Origin of the sequence: Anaerocolumna sedimenticola (genome assembly GCF_009931695.1) — a bacterium.
Classification (GTDB): Bacteria; Bacillota; Clostridia; order Lachnospirales; family Lachnospiraceae; genus Anaerocolumna; species Anaerocolumna sedimenticola.
The window spans coordinates 1,151,055-1,172,125 of the sequence record NZ_CP048000.1; the positions used below are offsets into that span (position 1 = coordinate 1,151,055).

Annotated in this window: 21 protein-coding genes and 1 pseudogene; 1 reads left to right on the plus strand and 21 read right to left on the minus strand. The window is 34.2% G+C overall.

All coding sequences use genetic code 11. The annotated features are described in order from the left end of the window. Positions 1-4 precede the first annotated feature (4 nt). The 15 genes from glpK to Ana3638_RS05200 all read right to left on the minus strand — a co-directional run bounded on the left by glpK (position 5) and on the right by Ana3638_RS05200 (position 14,454). Positions 5-1,495: a glycerol kinase GlpK gene (glpK, locus tag Ana3638_RS05130; protein ID WP_161837074.1), complete on the minus strand. Its 1,491-nt coding sequence runs from the start codon at positions 1,493-1,495 to the stop codon at positions 5-7. A gap of 146 nt (positions 1,496-1,641) precedes the next feature. After that, a complete protein-coding gene (locus Ana3638_RS05135) occupies positions 1,642-2,037 on the minus strand; it encodes an FHA domain-containing protein (protein ID WP_161837075.1) in 396 nt (131 codons plus the stop codon). A gap of 5 nt (positions 2,038-2,042) precedes the next feature. Next, positions 2,043-2,459, minus strand: a complete 417-nt coding sequence (locus tag Ana3638_RS05140) for a hypothetical protein (RefSeq protein WP_161837076.1) — start codon at positions 2,457-2,459, stop codon at positions 2,043-2,045. Next, positions 2,393-3,307, minus strand: a complete 915-nt coding sequence (locus Ana3638_RS05145; RefSeq protein ID WP_161837077.1) for a DUF6382 domain-containing protein — start codon at positions 3,305-3,307, stop codon at positions 2,393-2,395. Before Ana3638_RS05145 ends, Ana3638_RS05140 begins: the two co-directional genes overlap by 67 nt. A 13-nt stretch (positions 3,308-3,320) precedes the next feature. Then, on the minus strand, positions 3,321-3,902 hold the full coding sequence (locus tag Ana3638_RS05150; protein ID WP_161837078.1) for a TadE/TadG family type IV pilus assembly protein: 582 nt from the start codon (positions 3,900-3,902) through the stop codon (positions 3,321-3,323). Beyond that, positions 3,896-4,321 (minus strand): prepilin peptidase, encoded by a 426-nt coding sequence (locus Ana3638_RS05155; protein WP_161837079.1) that lies wholly within the window; start codon positions 4,319-4,321, stop codon positions 3,896-3,898. The genes Ana3638_RS05150 and Ana3638_RS05155 overlap by 7 nt, the downstream gene beginning before the upstream one ends. A gap of 88 nt (positions 4,322-4,409) precedes the next feature. Further along, positions 4,410-4,898 carry a hypothetical protein gene (locus Ana3638_RS05160; protein ID WP_161837080.1) on the minus strand — a complete coding sequence of 163 codons (489 nt, stop codon included), beginning with the start codon at positions 4,896-4,898 and terminating at the stop codon, positions 4,410-4,412. 730 nt (positions 4,899-5,628) lie between these two features. Beyond that, the gene (locus tag Ana3638_RS05165; protein ID WP_161837081.1) at positions 5,629-8,094 is read right to left on the minus strand and encodes a DUF5702 domain-containing protein; all 2,466 of its coding nucleotides are present in this window, start codon (positions 8,092-8,094) and stop codon (positions 5,629-5,631) included. Between the two features lie 87 nt (positions 8,095-8,181). Further along, positions 8,182-8,361, minus strand: coding sequence for a Flp1 family type IVb pilin (locus tag Ana3638_RS05170; protein ID WP_161837082.1), 180 nt, complete (start codon positions 8,359-8,361; stop codon positions 8,182-8,184). Between the two features lie 180 nt (positions 8,362-8,541). After that, positions 8,542-10,008, minus strand: coding sequence for a hypothetical protein (locus tag Ana3638_RS05175; RefSeq protein WP_161837083.1), 1,467 nt, complete (start codon positions 10,006-10,008; stop codon positions 8,542-8,544). A gap of 56 nt (positions 10,009-10,064) precedes the next feature. Next, positions 10,065-10,802 (minus strand): type II secretion system F family protein, encoded by a 738-nt coding sequence (locus Ana3638_RS05180; protein WP_161837084.1) that lies wholly within the window; start codon positions 10,800-10,802, stop codon positions 10,065-10,067. Continuing rightward, the gene (locus tag Ana3638_RS05185; protein ID WP_161837085.1) at positions 10,802-12,016 is read right to left on the minus strand and encodes a CpaF family protein; all 1,215 of its coding nucleotides are present in this window, start codon (positions 12,014-12,016) and stop codon (positions 10,802-10,804) included. Before Ana3638_RS05185 ends, Ana3638_RS05180 begins: the two co-directional genes overlap by 1 nt. An 84-nt stretch (positions 12,017-12,100) precedes the next feature. Then, a complete protein-coding gene (locus Ana3638_RS05190) occupies positions 12,101-13,099 on the minus strand; it encodes a P-loop NTPase family protein (RefSeq protein WP_161837086.1) in 999 nt (332 codons plus the stop codon). 149 nt (positions 13,100-13,248) lie between these two features. Next, positions 13,249-13,941: an A24 family peptidase gene (locus Ana3638_RS05195; RefSeq protein ID WP_202621620.1), complete on the minus strand. Its 693-nt coding sequence runs from the start codon at positions 13,939-13,941 to the stop codon at positions 13,249-13,251. 240 nt (positions 13,942-14,181) lie between these two features. Beyond that, complete coding sequence (locus Ana3638_RS05200; protein ID WP_161837088.1) at positions 14,182-14,454, minus strand: pro-sigmaK processing inhibitor BofA family protein; 273 nt, start codon at positions 14,452-14,454, stop codon at positions 14,182-14,184. Between the two features lie 126 nt (positions 14,455-14,580). Between Ana3638_RS05200 and Ana3638_RS05205 the strand changes: the two genes are divergently transcribed. Then, positions 14,581-14,802, plus strand: coding sequence for a YaaL family protein (locus Ana3638_RS05205; RefSeq protein ID WP_161837089.1), 222 nt, complete (start codon positions 14,581-14,583; stop codon positions 14,800-14,802). An 82-nt stretch (positions 14,803-14,884) separates the two neighbouring features. Here the strand turns inward: Ana3638_RS05205 and Ana3638_RS05210 are convergent, their stop codons facing one another. The 6 genes and pseudogenes from Ana3638_RS05210 to Ana3638_RS05230 form a co-directional block, all read right to left on the minus strand. Next, positions 14,885-15,364 (minus strand): flagellar export chaperone FliS, encoded by a 480-nt coding sequence (locus tag Ana3638_RS05210; protein WP_161837090.1) that lies wholly within the window; start codon positions 15,362-15,364, stop codon positions 14,885-14,887. A gap of 45 nt (positions 15,365-15,409) precedes the next feature. Next, on the minus strand, positions 15,410-16,483 hold the full coding sequence (locus Ana3638_RS25660; protein WP_281352935.1) for a flagellin: 1,074 nt from the start codon (positions 16,481-16,483) through the stop codon (positions 15,410-15,412). 32 nt (positions 16,484-16,515) lie between these two features. Then, positions 16,516-16,908 (minus strand): annotated as a pseudogene (locus Ana3638_RS27005) (flagellin N-terminal helical domain-containing protein); the annotation flags it as partial. 22 nt (positions 16,909-16,930) lie between these two features. Then, positions 16,931-20,131 (minus strand): DUF6240 domain-containing protein, encoded by a 3,201-nt coding sequence (locus Ana3638_RS05220; protein ID WP_246241080.1) that lies wholly within the window; start codon positions 20,129-20,131, stop codon positions 16,931-16,933. Positions 20,132-20,314: 183 nt separating this feature from the next. Further along, complete coding sequence (locus Ana3638_RS05225) at positions 20,315-20,464, minus strand: AgrD family cyclic lactone autoinducer peptide (RefSeq protein ID WP_161837092.1); 150 nt, start codon at positions 20,462-20,464, stop codon at positions 20,315-20,317. After that, complete coding sequence (locus Ana3638_RS05230; RefSeq protein ID WP_161837093.1) at positions 20,465-21,043, minus strand: accessory gene regulator ArgB-like protein; 579 nt, start codon at positions 21,041-21,043, stop codon at positions 20,465-20,467. Positions 21,044-21,071: the final 28 nt, after the last annotated feature.

The following is a 21,071-nucleotide window of genomic DNA, read 5'->3' on the forward strand; positions in this document are numbered from 1 at the left end:
AAATTTATTCCGTCCATTCAAAAGATCGCTGTACAGCCCTCTTCCAACCATGTATTAATTTGTCTCTCTGCTCTTTTATCATATCTGATGTAAAGGTCCTGGATAAGGCCCAATTTTCTTTAATTTCGGTTTTATCTTTCCAATATCCTGTAGCCAGCCCTGCAAGATAAGCTGCTCCCAGAGCCGTAGTTTCAATACAGGACGGTCTATGTACAACTACATCCAGTATATCTGCCTGAAACTGCATGAGAAAATTATTTGCAGACGCACCGCCATCTACTTTTAAGGTTTTTAAAGTATTTCCTGCATCCTGTTCCATGGCTTTTAATACATCATACGTCTGATAAGCAATAGATTCTAACGTTGCGCGTACTAAATGCTCTTTATTAAAACCTCTCGTTATACCTACTATGGTACCTCTTGCATACTGATCCCAATACGGTGCACCAAGACCTGAAAAAGCAGGAACCACATACACACCACTGCTGTCTTTTACTGCCGCAGCCAATTCTTCCGATTCAGCTGCCGACTTTATGATACCCAGCTCGTCTCGCAGCCATTGGATTGCTGCTCCCGCCACAAATACACTGCCCTCTAAGGCATACTGCACCTTATCCTTTTCACTTGCTGCTATAGTAGTTAATAATCCATTTTGGGATGAAATAGCCTCTTCCCCGGTATTCATAAGTAAAAAGCAACCTGTTCCATAGGTATTCTTAACTTCTCCCCGTTCGAAACAGCATTGTCCAAAAAGAGCCGCCTGCTGATCTCCGGCGACACCAGCAATAGGTATTGTACCTCCTAACAGCCCGGAATCCGTATGACCGTAGATATAGCTGGATGGTTTAACATCCGGAAGCATGGACCTTGGAATATTTAATTTATTTAATATCTCTTCATCCCATTGTAATTTATGAATGTCAAATAACATCGTTCTGGAGGCGTTGGTATAGTCAGTGACAAAAACCCTTCCATTAGTAAGATTCCATATTAACCAGGTATCAACCGTACCAAATAATAAATTACCTGCTTCTGCTTCTTTTCTTGCACCCTCTACATGATCTAATATCCATTTAATTTTCGTACCGGAAAAGTATGCATCAGGTATTAATCCGGTTTTGTTTCGTATAATCTTGTCGAATCCGGACTTCTTTAATTCCTGTATCATATCCGAGGTTCTTCTGCATTGCCATACAATTGCATTGTAAACAGGCTCACCGGTATATTTATTCCATACAATGGTTGTTTCCCTTTGGTTTGTAATTCCGATAGACGCTATTTCATCTGCGTTTGCTCCTACTTTAGCCATAGCCTCTGCCGCTACACTAATCTGTGATGACCAAATCTCCATAGGATTATGTTCCACCCAGCCGGCAACCGGATAGATCTGTTCAAATTCTTTCTGAGCAATACTAAGAATTTGCCCCCTTTTATCAAATAATATACATCTGGAACTGGTAGTTCCCTGGTCCAACGCCATTACATATTTTTTCACGTAAATTCCCTCCACATTATCGTTTTTTACTAATAAAAAAGCTATGGAATAAACGATTCCTTATGGTAGATTATACTATTCTTTCGCTTTTAATACAAGGGAACTTCTATTTAACTTATGTATATAACTGACTACTATTAATTGTTCTATTTTTCACTGTTAACTGACCATACGTATTTTGTTTGTGATAACATTATTTCATCTTTATCAGCTAAAAGGTAGGGTTTATTCTCCGTTAATTTAATTCCATTTAAATAGGAACCGTTGGTTGAGTTTAAATCAGTTAGAAAAATACTCTCTCCTTCTTTTGTAATTCTTGCATGGCGGCGGCTTACGGAGGTACTTTCAGCGACAAGGTCTGACCCTTTTGTTTGCTTACCTATTACAAACGGAAAATGATCTACTTTTATCTTCTTATTATCCGATTCAACAGAAATTAAAAAATAAGTTATATTGGGTACTATTTTTGACAGAATTACTGTTTTATTTTGTTCCGGATCATCCTTCTCTCTCCATAAAACTTGAGTTTTATCATATTTCAAATTATTTATATAATTTTTTCTGAAACTATTATATTATTATTGGATTCCGTTTGACTAGATTGATAATGTGTATCCGGTTGATAATCTGTATCTGGTTGATAATCTGTATCTAACTGATAATCTGTATCCGGTTGTTGAGTCCCCGCCTTTTGCCGATTTTCATACGGTTCCACATAATCCACGTCTTTTTTCAACCGGGTTCGTTTATTGTTTTTATCAAATAACTTAATAAGAATAAATATTTCTATAGCACAAATAATTATTATACAACAAATGAGTTTAATCATATCAATATGAGTTCCAAAAGTGTTATGCAGTAATTTCAATTGTAAGGCCAATATAAAAACCAGAAGCCCTATGAATATAGAAGCCGAAGCCAGGATATATATTTTCCATCCAAAATAATAGATTTCCCTTTCCACTTCCACTTCTTCCAGTACGGCATATGTATTAACTTTTCTTTATCCATAATACTGTTCCCAAACCAGTTTCTTATAAAGTTATTCAAGGACTTTTGGATCTTTTTCGATCGAGAATCCTGATTTAAATCCTCCATAATTTTTTTGGAAATTGAATTGTATTTTTTTATCGGGTTATTATTTTGTATTTTGTTTTTATTTGGAATTTTGTTATGATTCTGAATTTTATTGTCAGTATTTTGGGTGTTACCCTGTTCGTTTATTTTATTTACATTATCCATACTGATTTTTCTAACTTTGGGTTCCTTGCATTTATTATCTAATTCCTTTAATAATTTCTCAAATGTACAGCCTACCTCTTTACTTTCTTTATACATTGCATAAATCAGTAATACGGCTGCTTCCTCCTTATAATCTACTTTGTTCATAAGATATTCCATAAATTTGCTTAATTGTTCCCGGATATCCACCTGCTGCCCTATCAGATGGCATAATTCTATTTTATTTGATGTATCATCCATAAAGATATAATTGGGCTCTATAATAAAGTCATTTTCAGATAGTAAATACTCGCCGCTGTTTTTTATTGTTTCAATTATTTGGCTAAGTATCATTTTAATATCATTATAATTATAGGATTTGTTTTGAAACGTGTCCCATATGGAAGTTTTAGCAGTTATGTCATAATAAAATAAATCCATATGATCAATACATCTTACTTCTGTTTTTAAAATACCAGGAATGGAATTGTTTAACAGCATTTTTACTCCAAAAGTGGATACTATACCCTCCATACCTTTTAAAACCAAATAATTATTGTGCATATCTCTTACATATTCTGCCTGTATCATAAAATACCTCCATTTAATTACTGAATTTATTTAATATCTCTTGCAGCTTTTTTAATGACTCACTCAATACTGGTATTTTATCAGCAACACTGAAAAAGATATCAAAGATACGTATAAATTCTGCATTATTTTCAATCGGTACTTTATTTTGGGCTGTTATTGATGTACCGCTTTCTGCAAATAAAGGCATCAGCCCAATAAACGGCAGTCCCATCTCAGCTTTTATTTGCAGATTAATATGAGTATGGCTGGCTTCTACATTAATTGAATTTACTTTGGCAATAAATAATCCGTTAGTTAATTGCAGTTGTATATCATTGCAGATCTTCTGTTCTTTTTCCTTAAGATTATCTTCTAAGGAATATAATAAACCTCTTTTATAATATTTATCATAATTAATAACCCCCGTTTGCATATCTGCCTCATATTGAATGAAATCTCTGCCTTTTATTAAGTATTCATCCAGAATAGCTTCTAATTTATCCTGATCATGCAGATAAAAACCTAAATAGATTAGACTGGTTATTATGAATAAAATTGTTGGGAATATCAGTGCGGCTTCAATGGTATAACTTCCTTTTACCATTTTTAACATATCAAAATCACCCCCAAATACCCTATAAATATAAATGGGATAAATGGAATCGTTGCTTTTTTATTAACTTTTTTAATGAGTATTAATCCAATTGAAAATATGGCAGAGACAAATAACCCATAGGTAAGTGTAAATGCTGCTACAGGAAAACCTAATCCAATTCCGATTATACTTACAATAAGCCCATCTCCAATCCCTATTTGCCCCCTTGTTACCAGGGTCAGTAAAAACAACAGCAATCCTAAACCTAATCCGGCAACCCGGCTCCAAACTGTAATCTCCCCTGTTATGAAAGAGCAGATACATATAATTAAGCATCCTATACCTATTAAAACCACATGCACTCTCTTCTTTTTTATATCCTGCCAGCTGCAAATCACAAGCCAGATACAAACAAAAAGAGTGATTAAATAATCCATATTCACTATTCTAATACCATACCTTTCCGGTTCTTTAGTCTTTAATGAACAAGTTGAATATATAATATAAATTTATCTTAATATTGTCCTATTTTTCCTTTGCATTACATCTGGTACATAAACTTCGATTGCCTGTCTCTGATATAGGAATTGTTATTATTGTCCGCTTCAGACCACTGCAGTTTAAATCATTGTGATAACGGTCCCCTGAATCAGTTATATACACGCTTGTTACTCCTATGCTTTTTCCCCCGCATATACTGCATTTTTTATATTTACCGCCGGAATTATTTCGTAATATATCAATCTGTTCAAAATCAACTTCATGAATGGATAAATCCAGGTATGTACAGTCTTTAAACAAGTGGTATACGGTTCCTGTTTCGGTTATATAAACCATTTTCTCATTACCCTTATCAGAATCAGCAGGCGGTGTATTTTTAACAGCAACTTCATGTCCGTTCCATCCACGCATACGTACTCTTTGAATAACAGGTATATCCTTAATTGATATAAAAAGCAAAGGAAGTTTGATATTATATGACAATATAATGTCAATCGTATCGTCTTCTTTCATAAAGCTTGACAGATAGGTATGTATACCATCAAAACCATTCCTAATGCAGAAACGGTCAATTTTATTTTTATCAAGATAATCCTGTATTTTAATTTTGTAATAAGTGCTGTCAATACTTTTAGCTATGGCTGCCTCTAGGCTTGTTTTAAGCTTATTATTTTTATTTTCAGTCTGCTCTTCCTGTGATTTTTTGTTCGTTGCTTCTTCTAAGCTATTTTCTTTCTCTTTATCCTTATTATTTTCTTCTTCCTTTTTCTCATATTCTTTGATGGAATCATATACATAGGCATATTTAGCAGTATAAAATCCTGTTTCGGTAATTGCATACTGAAGATTTTCCTGAATTCTTATAATTTGTAAAAAATAAGCGAAAGCAATAATTATATAAATAAAAATTGGTAATACCAGGGCTGCTTCTATGGTCAGGGAACCGATTGCACCTTGATTTGGCTTTTTTTTTTCATTTTATTGTATTTCCTTTCAACCTTTACCTCATTTTAGGTAACTATTATCTAGTTTCGTAATTACCTATTTACCTTATTACAAAAACCAGTGGTTATTTAGTTAATTTAGAATGGATAGGGATATCCGTTCAAGAAAAAGTGTTTTGGATGATGTTTTCTTGGAGAGAGAAATTGTTGATTTAATAGTTATTTTTAAGATATTTAGATAAGAACGGATATCCCAATCCATTCTAAATAAGATACATTCGATATAAAATGAAACAGTTTTAATATGCATTTTCTATAACAGAATAAAAAATATATAGATAATCATCTTTTTTGTCTGGTTGCTTATGAATGAACGGAAAATTAATAAATTTAGAATCCATCCCAAACTCTGCCGCTGCCTGAAAACCTAAGATACAGTTTTTTATGTAAAAGGTATCCTCATACTTTAGCTGGATATTTTCCTGTATAAGATCCATTGCTCTAAAACTTTTATTTTTCTGACTTTCCATTAATAAAAATAATTTGATATATTCTTGATAGCTAAGAGTCATTAAAGATTGATTTTCCTTAAATTTTTTTGCCTTTGAACGGATTAATGATTTATTTAAAGTAAATATTTCATTTAGTGCAATTTGTAACTCACTTCCTTTCTTTAAAAGAGGTATAGATTTACCTAAAAGTAAAATGTTTATATCAACTATGGATTCTGCAAAAGCCCATACCGTTAAAATAATCATTTTTGTTATTTCCATTAATGCCGGAAGACCTGTAAAACCGACAAAACCAATTGCTAAAACCCGCGCTTCTTCGTTGCTTTTCTTATCGCTTAATAAGGTTATCATATTCATTATGGTACGTGTTAATAAAATACGCATAAGAACTGCTCTTAAGTTTTCATAATCGGAACTCTTTCCCATAATGATGTATTCCAATTCATAGTTAAGTGCTTTTATCTCATTCGCCTGATCAGACTCACAGAAGCTGCTAAAATGGTCTAATAAATACTCCTGTAATAAAAGAAAATTACCAACACTGTCCACCCCATTTAAAGCTGCTTCCTTAAAATCAGCACCTTTAATGAAATCTCCCATAATATTAGAAAACAACCCCACCCCACCCGATAAATTCATCTTAGAAATGGAAGACGTAATATCCGTGGGTTCCTCACTCTGCTTAATCTTTAGCAGCGTGGATGGCAATTCATTGCTGCTTAATTCTTTGTCCGAAATTTTGTCCGTATCATCAATCATAAGGCTCATTATTCCGTCCTCCAGCAAAGACTGAACGCCAGAAAAAAATGAATCACTTTCTATGGGTTTTACTAAAGTACTATAATCAAATTGAAGCTTATCATAACTATAATTTCTAATAATACTCTTGATATTGGTAAGTGCCGAACTATAATCAATCCAGGATTCTTTACTGGTTGTTATTTTTTCTTCAGTATATGGCTTAATCTGTTTTAATATGGTTTCATCAATATTAAGTGTCCCTTTCATACCCCTAAAATCGTATTGGTCAAAGGAACCATTGCTATCTTCCGATCCTTTATATCTTTCCATAATGGTTAAATCATCTAATAAACTCTGATAAAATTCCTCATTTATCAGTTCCTTGTTCTCTGTAAGGTATTTTTCGTAATCCTGTATTTTTAAACCGGCATCCCTCTGCAAGGGTATTAATTCATCGATTACACCTTTCGCACTATTAATAACCGGCAGAATCCCATTCACTAGTTGGTTCAATTCATTTATTGCATCATTTAAAGACTGAATTAACTCTTTCTCTATTTTCTTATACTGATCCAATTTCTTTTTAGCTTTTGATATGGATTTTTTAAGCGCTGAAAGCTCTTTAGGATTTTTAATTTTACTTTGATCAATGGATTTTAAGCGCTGGTAGTTTTCTTCTGCTGAGTCCTTTTTATCTCTATTTTTATATAGTGATTCCAGATCACTTTCAGCTGAATCAATGATTTGAATAGGGTCTGTTAAATATCCTTTTAATGAATGAAATACTAAATCATTTTGAGTTCCTATATTTTCTTTTGTGGCAGGTAATATAAAAATCTCTTTTACAAAGTTATCCTGGATTTCTATTTTACCGTCTTTATTTATTTTCACTCCTTTCTCGCTTATATTAATCCCATCAATTAATTTCATTAAACTTAAAACTCTTTCATCTATTTTGAATAGACTTTCTTCTGTTTTCTGCTTTTCTTCCAGAACCTCCTGAGCTTTTACCGATTCTTTCGTACCGGTAATCTTAGGTAAAAAATTTTCTAATCCTTCCCCTAATTCGTTATACTTCATATAGGAAGCTGCCTGATTAATAAATAATTCCCCGTCAAAATCCATCAGAGTATTAACCCTATTAATATTAATCGAAGTTGTATCAATACCATATAGGTTGAAGTATTCATTAGGTGATCCTCTTAAATCTTCCAAACCTTTTCCCGGGTGAAAGGTATAATCCATATATTCCGTTAGCTTTTCGGATATACTATCCATATTCAGGCTGTCCGTGCCGAAACTTCCATCCAGCCCGAATATATGATATTCTTTAAACAGTGGCAGATAATATTCTCCTAGTACAGAATCCATCGCTGCTCTAAGAGCCCGCTCAGATTGTACCTTAGCACCGTTTACCCTTGCTGATTCAACCGTACTCATAATAACCGCCAGAATCAGTAGTAGTATAAGGCTTAAGAACACTGTAATGGATCCCTCTTTCTCTTTCCTCATATCCGCCCTCCATCTGCCTGTTTTCAACGGCGTGTAATTAAGATATCTATAGATATACTGTAAATCAAAGTAATTCATATTATTCAGTTACGATTCAGGATTAATATTATTCATATCAGCTGTAATTGAATTTATGATTTTTTCTGTTAAATCCACAATCTTATCTCTAAATATAACGACCAGACCGATTAATAATACTAATATTAATATAATTTCCACAATTGCTATTCCATCTTCCTCATTAATAAATTCTTTAATTTTATTCATGGGTAAACCTCCTATTTATTCTTTTTATTTTTTAACCTTGCTTATACTTAATAATGTAAAGCAACCTTATTATTTTTCCATTTAAACGCACAGAAGTATAAGTTATTAGTCAAAGCAGATATTCTTTGGTCTGCATTTACGCTTTATAAGCTGCAGACTTACTTGCAGGTTAATTAACAATTATAGCTGTAAAGATATAAATGCCGGAATTAAAATAATAACTAATACAATAATAAGCATTAACATCATGGGAACCAGCAGCTTGGTTCCGGCTTCTTCTCCCATTCTTTTGGCCAATTCCTTTCTTTCTTCGAATGCTTCAGCTGCTTCCAGTTCCAATTGCCTTAGTAACTCTGATGACCCTTTTTTTACATTTTGTGCAAGGAGCGAACTGAATCTGAGATAAGGAATTAATTTTACCCTTCTACCGAATCTTTCATATGCGGTAATTTCAGAAGTTCCCAGCGTTAACTCTCCATAGGTGATATTCATCTCCTCATAAGCATACCTTGTTTTTGCACCTTTTTCCTTATAATCCCTGGTTATTTTACTCCATGCATTGGATAAAGACATACCCGCACCAACCAAAAGGGTAAATTTATTAATTATTTCCGGATAATCCAGCAGCATTTCCCTGTTTCTTTTTTCCACTTTATCGTACAGATCCCGATCCATTAATTTGAACATGATATATGCCAAAACGATTCCGAAGGGCAAAAGCAGCCAGCCTGTTTTATCTTCTCTTTCTGCCCAGGAAATATGAAGTTTATTTATAGAATCCGGAAGGGTAAGCCTGTCTTTCGTTTTAGATTGTTCGTTTGCTTCATTAAGTGCATCAGTAAGTTTTTTCCTTGTTAATTCTTCCCTGGTATACTGTTTCGGTAAAACCTTAAAATATCTGGTATACTCTTCTGAATAGTTTTCATAGGATATATGAGCCGTGACCCATATTAATAATTCTTCGTCTAACACTTCGTTATGTAATGTACCCTTTGCATCAATAATATTATTATCACCGGTAGTCCACGTAACAGCTAATCCGGTATCCGGTATCCTGGAAATAAAATTGAGATCTGATATTATTTTTTCAGATGATTCATTTTTATTTAATATACGGTTATCAATGTATTTTTTCGCATATTCAAATTTCTGATTTAATTCCTTTTTGGTATAATGCTTTTCTTCCAGGTCAAGTTCCATATCCTCTTCCAGGATTGTCGAATCCTTATCTGAAACATTTACTTTTAACTCAACCGATTTACTTCCATTCTCATATCCCGGCCTTTGAAGATATTTTCCGTCCAATAATTGTTTATTTGTTATGGCTTGAAAATTACTTAGAAGTGCAAAAAAGTTAGCTAAAAAAATGATAAGAACTGTAATAACCACTTTATTGCACAAATACATTTTTTTTATATAATCCAGTTGATTCCCCACGTATAAGGCTCTAAGCGGCTCCTCCAGATGATGGGAATCTTTATTTTTATCTATCCGTAACTTATCCATCAGAAATAAACCAAGAGGATAGAAAGCTACCAGTTTATGCTCATTTTTATTTAGTTTTTGTATGTCATCTTTGTTATAATTTTTAGAAATAATCCAGACTATAACAAAGAAGATTAAAATTAAAATATTTAATAAAATCATTCCCGGCTAAAACCTCTCTCTTTTGATGTACTATAGTTAAATCATAGTAATTTTTCTTATACTTCAATACTTATGATTTTCTGTGTTAATTGATAGACTCCATAATATAAAATCAGTACGGCTGACATAAACAGAAACCCAAATGGATTATGATAAAGCGGATTCAAAAATCCTGAGGAAAAAAACCTTAAATATAAAATTATACCGATTGGTATTAAGCTCATTATATCTGCTTCAAGCTTTTTACCTGAAATTAGTGTAACAATTTCTCTTCTGACTTCGATTTTATCACTGATCGTATTGCCTGTACTTCGGATGATTTTAATAATGTCCCCACCGGTCCTTTTGGCTGTTATAAACACCTCTGCAAAATTTTTAATATCATCTAATCCGCTTCTCTCTGCAAAGTCGCTTAATGCATCTTCTACAGGTCTATTCATATCCAGTTTATTCACAATTCCCTCGAATTCCTTTACTATCAAAGCATCGGGAGAGTATAAAAGCTTCAGATCCGTCACTGCCTGGCTGAATGCATTTTCTACGGAGTAACCTGCATTCAGTGCTGCCGACAAGCTGGCAAGCCCATCTCTGAATTCTAAGTTTAACTGCCACTTTCTTTTTTCTACTAATTGCTTTTTTTTACTATGCACATGAATAAACGCGTAAGGCATTAGTAATAAGATTCCAAGCAGATTTGAATAAAATAAAATTCCTAACCCAGTTCCTATCAGGATTCCCTGGATAAAATATCTTATCTGTTCTTTTTTTGTTGTTTGGTAATTGTTATAATCCATCACAGAATCCCCGCTTTACTTAATTTTGCTAAATTAATTAATTCGTTATTGGTCTTTTGTAGCTCTCCCAGAACTTTACCATTATCATCTTCTCCCGATTCCTTAAAAACATAAAGTTTATTTACTTCAATTTCACCGTCTACACAATCTAAAACTTCCGATACTTCAAGTACTTTTCTGCTCTTATCTCTTAATCTTCCCAGATGAACAATAACATCAATAGCGGAAGCAATTTGTTTTCTTACCGCCATTAAAGGTATATCTGCCCCCATTAAAACTAATGTCTCCAAGCGGTTTAACATATCTACCGTAGAATTTGCGTGGCCTGTTGACAAAGATCCGTCATGACCGCTGTTCATAGCCTGAAGCATGTCAATCGCAGCTGCATCTCTTACTTCGCCCACCACGATTCGATCCGGGCGCATTCGAAGGCTTGATTTTATAAGATCCCTAATGGTTACAGCATTTTTACCCTCCACATTTGCATTACGGGCTTCTAATTTAACCAGATTGGGAATCGACTTGATTTGAAGTTCTGCTGAATCTTCTATGGTGATTACTCTTTCATCTTTGGGAATAAAGTTAGAAAGAACATTAAGAAATGTTGTTTTACCGGAACCGGTACCGCCGCTTATGAATATGTTGTAACCTGCTATTACTAATTTTTCTAAAAATTTTGCAACTTCATCTGTAACAGCACCAATTTCGATTAATCTTTTAATGGTAATGGGATTATCAGGGAATTTTCTAATGGTAACTATGGGGCCTTCCAAAGCTACCGGTGGGAGAACAATATTAACTCTGGAACCATCTGATAATCTTGCATCTACTATAGGGCTTGCCTCATTAATAATCCTGTTTGATTTAGATACAATCTGCTGAACCACATCTTCCAGCTTTTTTACTGATTCAAATTGTTTATTCCAGGAACGGATTGCCCCATTTTGTTCTATAAATATATTATTGGCACCATTAATCATGATTTCCGTTATGGAACTGTCTTCAATCAGCTCCTGTAATATATCCAATCTACGGATAGAATTAAATATATCTTTCCTAAGCTGCCTTTTATCCTGCAAACTTATGTAATTATTTTTACTTTCCTTTAGTAAAATATCGTCTATTATCTCCAGAATTTCATCATCTTGTAATTCTTTCGATAAATCTATCTGTTTAATTACCAAGTCCTGGAGTTCTTGCTTTTTTATATCCATCTTACCTCCTATCCGGTTAGTTTCGTTATTTTATATAAGTATTATTAAATATTGGATCTTATGGTAAACCATTATCTATTTTTGTTATTTCGTATACTCAGAAATAAAATTAAAATTACCGGTTTCAATATCAAAGTGTTGATACATCCTATTTTCCAGTACCCCTCTTACTTCTTCCGTAACAGGAACCTTTTTTATCTTTTCTAATACGTCGGTATAACCGGACCAGCTCAGTTGGTTCTTAAATACATTGTATCTTACCTCATCCCAGCCGTTTTCTTCTAAAAATACCAATACCTGGCTGCTATTACGAAATAGTTCTAACACCGTATGAAAATAACAGCCGACATCAAACAAAATAACATCATAATCCGCATTCAATTGTAATTCACCTAACCATAGAACAATATCTTCTGGCGTTAACTCAAACAAATCCGGTCCAAAAGATACACCCTCTATATAATCAAGGTTTTTTCTTTTCGTAATAATTCCTCTTATTTTGTTACTTAAATTGGATGGATTTTGTTTTAGAAAATAAATTAACTCAGACAAGCCTTTATCCGGTTTATAACCCAGAAGTTCTGATAATGCCGGATAGGTATCCAGATTGATGTATAATGTTTTTTTAACTGACGCATATTGCTCCGCCAGGGAAAACGCAAAAGCCTGCCGCATAACGTCTGCTTGCATGGAAAAAATACTGATTATTTTAGTTTTGCCGCCATATGAATTCTTAATATTACTTTGATGTAATTGTTCCGGAAAGTATGAAAAAAGTTCTTTCATAATAATTTCCGCTGACTGATATTTATAAATTACCGGATAATTATGATGATTAGATACTGTATTTTCTTCTGATAAGATGCAGATATTTTTTATATTATCCATATTTATTTCATCGAGTGGTAAGCTTTCATTGATTACTAGTATAGGAATGGAGTTTTCCCCCATATATTCCTTTAGACTTTGCAAATTTGTGAAAACACGTATCTGCGTTAATTTTTTCTGATTACGTTTTAAATAATCCATCAAATGATTAGCATAATCACTTTCCGAATCATAAATAGCCAACGTACAGCTCAATTTACATTCCCCCTTATTTTATCTAAATAACTTAATACTAACTCCCAAGCTTTTTCTAGTATAATTCCTGAGGAATAGACTCTTTTCCTTTTTTCCCCAAACCTCGTATCCTGGGCTTTTGCCTCGAATTTATTGTGAGACTATTCAAACTAATAAATCTGAAAGATATGAATTAGTACGGCTATTAAAATTGCCGGTGAAAAATGAATGACTCCCTGCTTACTGCCTTTTCTTCTCTCACAATATTTTCTAATAGCCGGTAAAGTCTTTTTCTTTTCTTCCTCCCTAACTTCTTGATATATAATTATTCCAGGGTAATAACCGCTTTCTGTTCTCCTTTCCATACTTTTTGTTTGTTTTTGAGGATAACTTTGGAATCTAAAGACAAAATATTCTATTTCATATTTTACCTTATAAAAACTTTTCGGTAATTTATTAATTATTAAATGAATGGATTTTGAAATTTGAAAAATGCTCTGAAAGAAATTCAATCCAGATACAACATACCTGTGCTTAATAAGATGTAACATAGATAAAAATGCAGCTATAACAAACGCAGCTCCGATAGAATGATACACATTGGCCGCACCGCAAAAACAGCCCACTACAGAAAAAAGCTTTATATCTCCTGCTCCCAAGGCTTTCATCAGAAAAAGCGGAAATAGGAGAAGTACTGGTAATAACATACCGAAAAAACATAAACTTAGGCTCGTCCATCCCTGTTCACTGTAGTTCATTATAAATCCTAGAATTAATCCGAACGTGATTATAAGATTACTGATTTTATAAGATTTTAAGTCCATTATAACAGCAACTAGAAGCAGACAGACAAGGCAAGTCATCTTAAAACTAATAGGCCTCACCTCACAGACTTTTTAGATAATGTATATCTTACACTCATTTTATGAGTTTTTCAACCAAAATAATGTAAAATATGTAAATTCATTACATGTTACAATTTTTTTATAATTTTTTATCTATATTTATATACAAATTAATTATAAAACAACCCTTTTCGTTAAACTTTTGTCTAACAAAAGGGGTTCCCTTCATTAAGCAAGGGTTTTTATAAATTTTTGATTTCATGTAAAATAATAAAAAGCAGTTATACCATAAACCAGCAGGAACCCGGGAATGCCTAATAATCCTATTACTAGGGCATTAAAAGCATTAGTGCCCGCCGTTAATGATAAATGCAAACTGAGTAATAAACTATTTAAAAGATAAATTCCTAGTAACCCTGAAAAAATTCGCAGGCCGAAATTTACCAATAAATCAAAGCGGTGTTTAATTAAACCAAATAAAATTAATGCAACGCATATTATAATTATTATAACAAAAATCTGGCTTTCCATAATTTCCTCCTTTTATTAAATTAGGTAAATTTTTCTATATTTTAGTATATTCTAGATATAGCCTGACTATACTATAATTATAATAATTATTTATAACCCTGTTAATCAGGTAGAAATGGAGCATGAATGAAATTGTTTTCAAAAATAAAAAAGCAGCAAACGAATGCTTTGCTAGGTGAAATTGAAAAGACAAAGCTTGCTCTGGAATCCGCATATTCGAATTTTGAAAACGTAATTGATCCTGATTTAATTGATTGTTATATCTATGAAGTGAATGCGATTCAAAAAAGATATAAATTTCTCCTAAAGCAAGCGAAAGAGATGGATAATGATTATTCAACTATATAATTAGATCAATAGTAAAGGACATACATAAATCGTAAAGTAAAACTTAAGATTTATATATGTCCCTTATTATTTAATACAATTTTTACGCTCTGAATCCTCTGCTCTGCTCATTGGGATTTAAATAGGTTTCATTTAACACACCTTTGCCATAAGTCAGACCCGCATAAAGTTGCTGGGTATTCTGCATAACAGGCCCGGACTTATCTTCTTTAATAATTCCTTTAAACCCATCCATTAATATTTTAAGAATAGCTTCCGCATCTGTTAAATTATCGCTTTTCTTTTGATATATAGCAGTTATGATAGATTTATTAATGAAAATATACAGGCTCATTAACTGGTAGGAAAGTTCATACCGGTAATCAAGAGTTGCCATTAATTCATTAAGAAAACGCTGGGCATGTTTTAATTCACGTGTATAGGAATCAGATTCACCGGCTTCGAAATATTTTTTAGCAGAATCTATGTCTGATAATATAATCTCATACATAATTACCACTAACTCACTTTTGGATGCCTGAGAAATTCTGGCTGTATAAGCTTTTATCAAATCGTTTTCCATTTATGTTCCTATTGCCTTTCTCAAATCAATTCTTACCATAGGCTATTAGCCTTGCAGTAAGGATAAAATTGCCTGGGGTCTCTCATTCGCCTGTGCTAACATAGAAGTACCTGCCTGGGATAATACATTTTTCTGTGTATAATTAGCCATTTCCTTAGCCATATCAACATCTTCGATACGGGATAATGCTTCCGTCATATTTTCAGAGGTGGTATCCAGATTGGAAATAGAATGTTCCAAACGGTTCTGATATGCTCCTAATTTAGCACGGATAGCGGTTACTTTCGTATTGGCATTATCGAATGTTGTAATTGCGGCTTGCGCGCCCTCTTCCGTACAAAGATTAACATTATCAATTCCTAAGGTAACGGGATCTACCTTGGGAATCCTTACGTCCATGGTCTGATGTTCATTGGCACCGATTTGCAATTCCATAGGGCCAGCATCTAATACTGTTATATTAGTAATACTTTCGTCTACGGTAGTTGTAGCAGCATTATCCACACGTTTAGAACCCGGTCCCGCATTAATAATCATTTCAAAATCGCTGTTATCCGTTACTTTTATTAAATTACCATCAGCCGAAACGGTTGCTGTTGTAGAAAAACCTGATGTCAGGGTTGCTTTTGCATCTGTTCCGCTTGTAGAAGTTATAGTTGCAAGGCCTAAAGCAGCTTTTAAGCTGTCATTATCACACTGAATTTCAATTTTTTGATCACTGCCGTATTCTTCTGATATAAACACAAGCGCTGTTCCATCGGCAAGATCAACCGCATGATACCCTGCTGTGTCCGGAGAGGCTGCGATTTCCGCCGCCGTTGGTGCTGGAGCAGCAACATCATCACTGGTTATTACTTTAATATTAGCCGTATCGCAGGTATTACGTATCTTTTCAAATACTTCTTCCATGGTGTCTCCTGCTTCGATTTTCACTTCATTACCGTTAATATTAATCGTTCCTGCCTGGCTGGAGCTGATTACCAAATCTTTATCCAGGGAAGCCGTACCGGTTGCTACTGCTTTGGTTGCTTCCGAATCAATTCTTATTCCATAACTTCCGCTTTGAACTGCATCAGATAAAGAAATTAAATCAACGGAGGTATTATCGGAATACGACATACTATCAATGCTTCCGTCCAATATTTTTTTGTATTAAATTCTGTCGTATCGGAAATTCTCTGTATTTCTTCCTGCAGTTCGTTAATTTCGTTTTGTATGGATTTTCTGTCCTCTGTTGTATTAGTTCCATTGGCAGCCTGTACGGCTAATTCTCTCATTCTTTGCAGCATAGAATTGACTTCGGTTAAGGCACCCTCTGCTGTCTGTATAATGGAGATACCGTCTGAAGCGTTTCTGGAAGCCTGGTCAAGACCTGCGATCTGCGTCTTCATTTTTTGGGAAATGGCCATACCTGCTGCGTCGTCCGCAGCACGGTTAATACGAAATCCGGAGGATAGTTTCTCTAAACTTTTGTCCAGGGCGTTATTGGTTTTTACTAATTGATTATTTGCTTTTAATGCTGAAATATTATGATTAATTCTCATATCTTGCTCCCATCTGTGATTCTCACGTGTTTTTTAAATTAATTTCAATTTCTTTTATATGTACCAAAAATGTTTTCGCAAGGTTGTATAAGGTATCCGTTTTAACCCCTGTATTATCCGGACTCTCTTCCTTTTGGTTTTCGCTGTCCGAATTATAATTTGTATATCGGTAAGAATCTTCCTTTTGATTACCTATTCCATAATTTAATTGTTTGATTTCAATTCCTGTCTGATTAACCGCATAAATTAATTCATCCCTGTTTTGTTTGATTGTATCAAGGCCTTCGCGGTTATCACAGGTAATCAGGGCGTTTATTCCTTGTTCTTTTACCGTTATACTGGCAGTAACCCTGCCCAATGTATCGGACTCCATATTAATACTTACCTTACCGGTTTCTCCCGTATTTCTGACAACCGTCACATTTACATTAGTAATATCATCACCAATCGGAAGCGGTATCTCATAAATCTCTTTACTGGCAAGTTTTCCGATAAATGACATTCCATAATTGATTCGTTGAAGTGTTGCAATATCCTGAGAAGTAATAACCGGATTTTCATATGCCTGGCTTAACAGTTTATTAACATTCTGTTCTAAAACCTGGTATTGGTTTTTCATACTGGACGGGCTTTTTAAAGCTTCAATCATATCCTCAGAAACTTCTTCCAAATCCAATGCAGCCTCTTCCCTATCTGTATCGGATGTTTCTGTTTCCTCTGTTTTACAGTTATCCCTTAATATTTTAGTTAACTGTTTATAGAGTGTATGGTCATTGCTGATCAAATCCTTTGCGGCCTGTATATTAGCAATACTGGTTGGCATTTCATAATTATTTAGTAACTTAACTGCATCTTCTGATTGAGATAATATTTCATGATAATCTTCTAATTTTTTATTCCAATAATCGTTTTCTTCTTCTCCGTTTGGGATGTTAAGCAGTTCTTCCTTTAATTTTTCCATGGATATATTTAAAATTTCATCGGTATTCTTATAAGTCTGCAATTTCTCGGGGGATATTTCATCAATAACACTTCTAACCAAATGGCTGGCATACTTAATATTTTCATTTAGAACATTGGCCGTATCATCTGTTCGATCCGATTGACTTGTTTTCTTAGATTGTTCTTCCTGGTGGAAAGAAGTATTAATCTGCTCCGTAATGCTTTCTCTGGTAAAATTAAGTTGTGTTAAAGCTCCGAAGCTGTCATCCACTGTCGTATCCAGACCGCCGCTTTTCATCGTTCTAACAGCAGTCAGAAGATTTTGCATGGTAACCTCCTGCCCCGCTTTTATCACTGAACCCAATGCTGCGCCATCTGTTTTATCAACCGTATTCAGCAAGCGGTAGATACCAATATAAGATTTTTTCTCCTCTTGTGTAATTCCTTTGTTTTTTTCCAGCTTCCAGAGATATTTACCGTATTTCTCTTCTTGGGTTATACCCAATTCATTCTGAATACTTTCAATCTGCTGATTTAATTCTTCTATGGGTATATTGAGAGGATTCACATCTTTTTTAATCAGTTCCACTGCAACTGCAGGCTGAAAATTTTTCATCATCCTGTTTACCTGTTCATCATAAGACTTAACATTTAAAATATTTTCCTCGGTTATTTGAATCCCATTATACCCCAAGATTCGGACGGCCCTTTCGTTAGCCTGGGTAGTCTCCAGTTTCATATCCTTCAGGATATCATCCACATTCTGAAAGGCTTTTGAAATGGAATCTCCCATGTCAGAACGGGGTTTTGTCATTAGTGCTTCATAAGTTTCCCCTGCTTTAAGGGAATTTTTGCATTCAATTCCCGCCGATAACAGTCCGTCCACTGTTTCAATGCTGCGGCTTAATAATGTACTGCCAAGGAGGTAGCTTGGCATAGCTTTTAGTTCTTCTACGCTTTGAATACTGCTCTTTAATGTCTGGACATTTTCTGAAGTTACGGCTGCATTACCTTCTTTTAGAAGATTTTTATAATACTTATCCTCTATTTCTCTTAAGCCGTCTACGATTTTACTTAGGGAATCCGTATCCAGATGAAAGCCGTTTTTGATTAATTGCCGACCGGAATCCAGTGTCATTTTAAGCCGGATTTCTTCCAATTGTCTTCTGACGGTAATGGTTTTAATATCGAAGTCATCTGTTACTGTCCCACTTAGATCATTTTTGCTTATATTTTCATCAGCTTTTTTAAGTTCGCGGCAATTTATCTGACTGGTTTCCAGTTTACTGTTTTTAACAACCTCTGTAATAGCCTCTTCACTGATAGACCAGAAAGTACTTATGGCCTGTCCCGCTCTTATACTATCTGCCGTACCTAAAGAAGCTGATTCCGGAGCTTTACCTAAGGAGTAAGCTTCCACTGCTTTATTTAATATGGTCTCTTCCTCCGTATTATCCTTTAACTGATTCAGTTCACGGTAAGCCCATAGTGTTTTATCCGTTACCGGCAGCCCATTATTTAATAACCATTTAGCAGAAAGTAAATTCTCCTCATTTACTTCTAAACCGGAATTCTCAATAATATCATTTATCTGCTCCTGTAAGTTTCCAAAAACCTGGTCGCTTATTCCTTTATTTTGCGAGAAGCTGCCGCTATATTGGGCTTTATATATATTTTCAATGGTTGGTTCCAGGTTGTTTTTTATTAAATAACTGATTCCTTTATCCGTTAAAGAAAGGGCTGATGATGCCATTTCCATCGCTGCTGCAACTTTAGCAATATTGGCTTGTGTTACCGGCATATCGGATGCTATTAATTTCTCCACAATCTTTTTTGTCGTACCGCTGTAATTTATCATATTTTCAACGGCTTCCATTTTTTGTTCTAAATTCTCTTTTTGATCCGTCAGATTTTCTTCTTTTACAATTCTTTGTGCCTTAACCCGCTGCAAAGCCTGATTAAGTCTTTCGCTGTTATATTCATCAAGAGAGATTCCTTCTTCACTGATTGCTTTATAATCTTCTTTTGTCATTCGCTCTTTCGGATTGCTTTGCTGTTCTTCCCCGGTACTTTTCTCTTCCTGCGTCTTTTCACTGTTTTTATTCTGCAAGGCATTTTCGTTATAAGTCGGATATTCCGTATCTGCTGTTGCCAATGCGGGTTCCGCAGTTATATTATTACTGGCCTGTTTCACCTCTGCCGATTCTTCTTTCGGTGCCGTATTTGCCGCATTTTCCTGTACACAAGGACTGGTAATCCCATATACTCCATTTATCATCATCAACTTCTCACTCTCTTTTGACTATATTACATTTACGTGATACAACATATTTCGGCAATTTGGCAGGAAAGCTTTAATGAATATTTCGATACAGAAAAACACCCTGGACCAAACAGAATCTGGTTGGTCCAGGGTGTTTTAGATATTGTGATATACTCCCCAGTAATCATCAATTTGCCTTAGCTATGCATTCTTCTTATTTCTGACTTCGGAAACTGCTTTTGGTTCTTTGGCTTGATATACACCATACTGAGATGCAGTTCCCCCTGCGTTCATAGCACTTTTGTAACCTAATCTGGCAATAGCTCTTAATAGGTAACTTTTAACCTTCATTTAATACAGCTCCTTTCTTTTATTTACCTCAATTAACATTAACATGGCAACAAAAACCAATGTAAACGTTAATGTAGCAGCATATTCTCTTGCTATAAAATATAATGCAACGACAAATGCCGTCCAGCATAAACTGATTACGATGCTGATTTTCCTGTACTTAAGTTTATCCAATTCCAATAACGGTTTATTGCTATTTTCAATTGGTGCATATTCAAATATGCATCCTATGTAAATAGCTATAAATACAAGTAAATAGACCAGTGATATTGTAGGAAGTAGTAATCTGGACATAAACATTGTTACTAAAAAAATGGAAGCAAATGCAATATGGCATTTTAAATAAGTACTTGCATGATAGCCGCCAGAATACGATCTGGTTACTACAAAAGCTATATAAAACAGCATCGCATGATAAAAAAGATTCAGCAAATAGCCTAAAACTACCACGATGGTAAAATTTATTAAGTTAGAAAGAAAAATTTCAAATCCGTATATATAAATGTCCTTATCTTTATTCCGAATTGTATTATTTTTGCATAAAAAATCAGCTATCTTCACAGCAACTCGATTGGCCAAAATACCCCCTCCTAATGCATCAGCATTA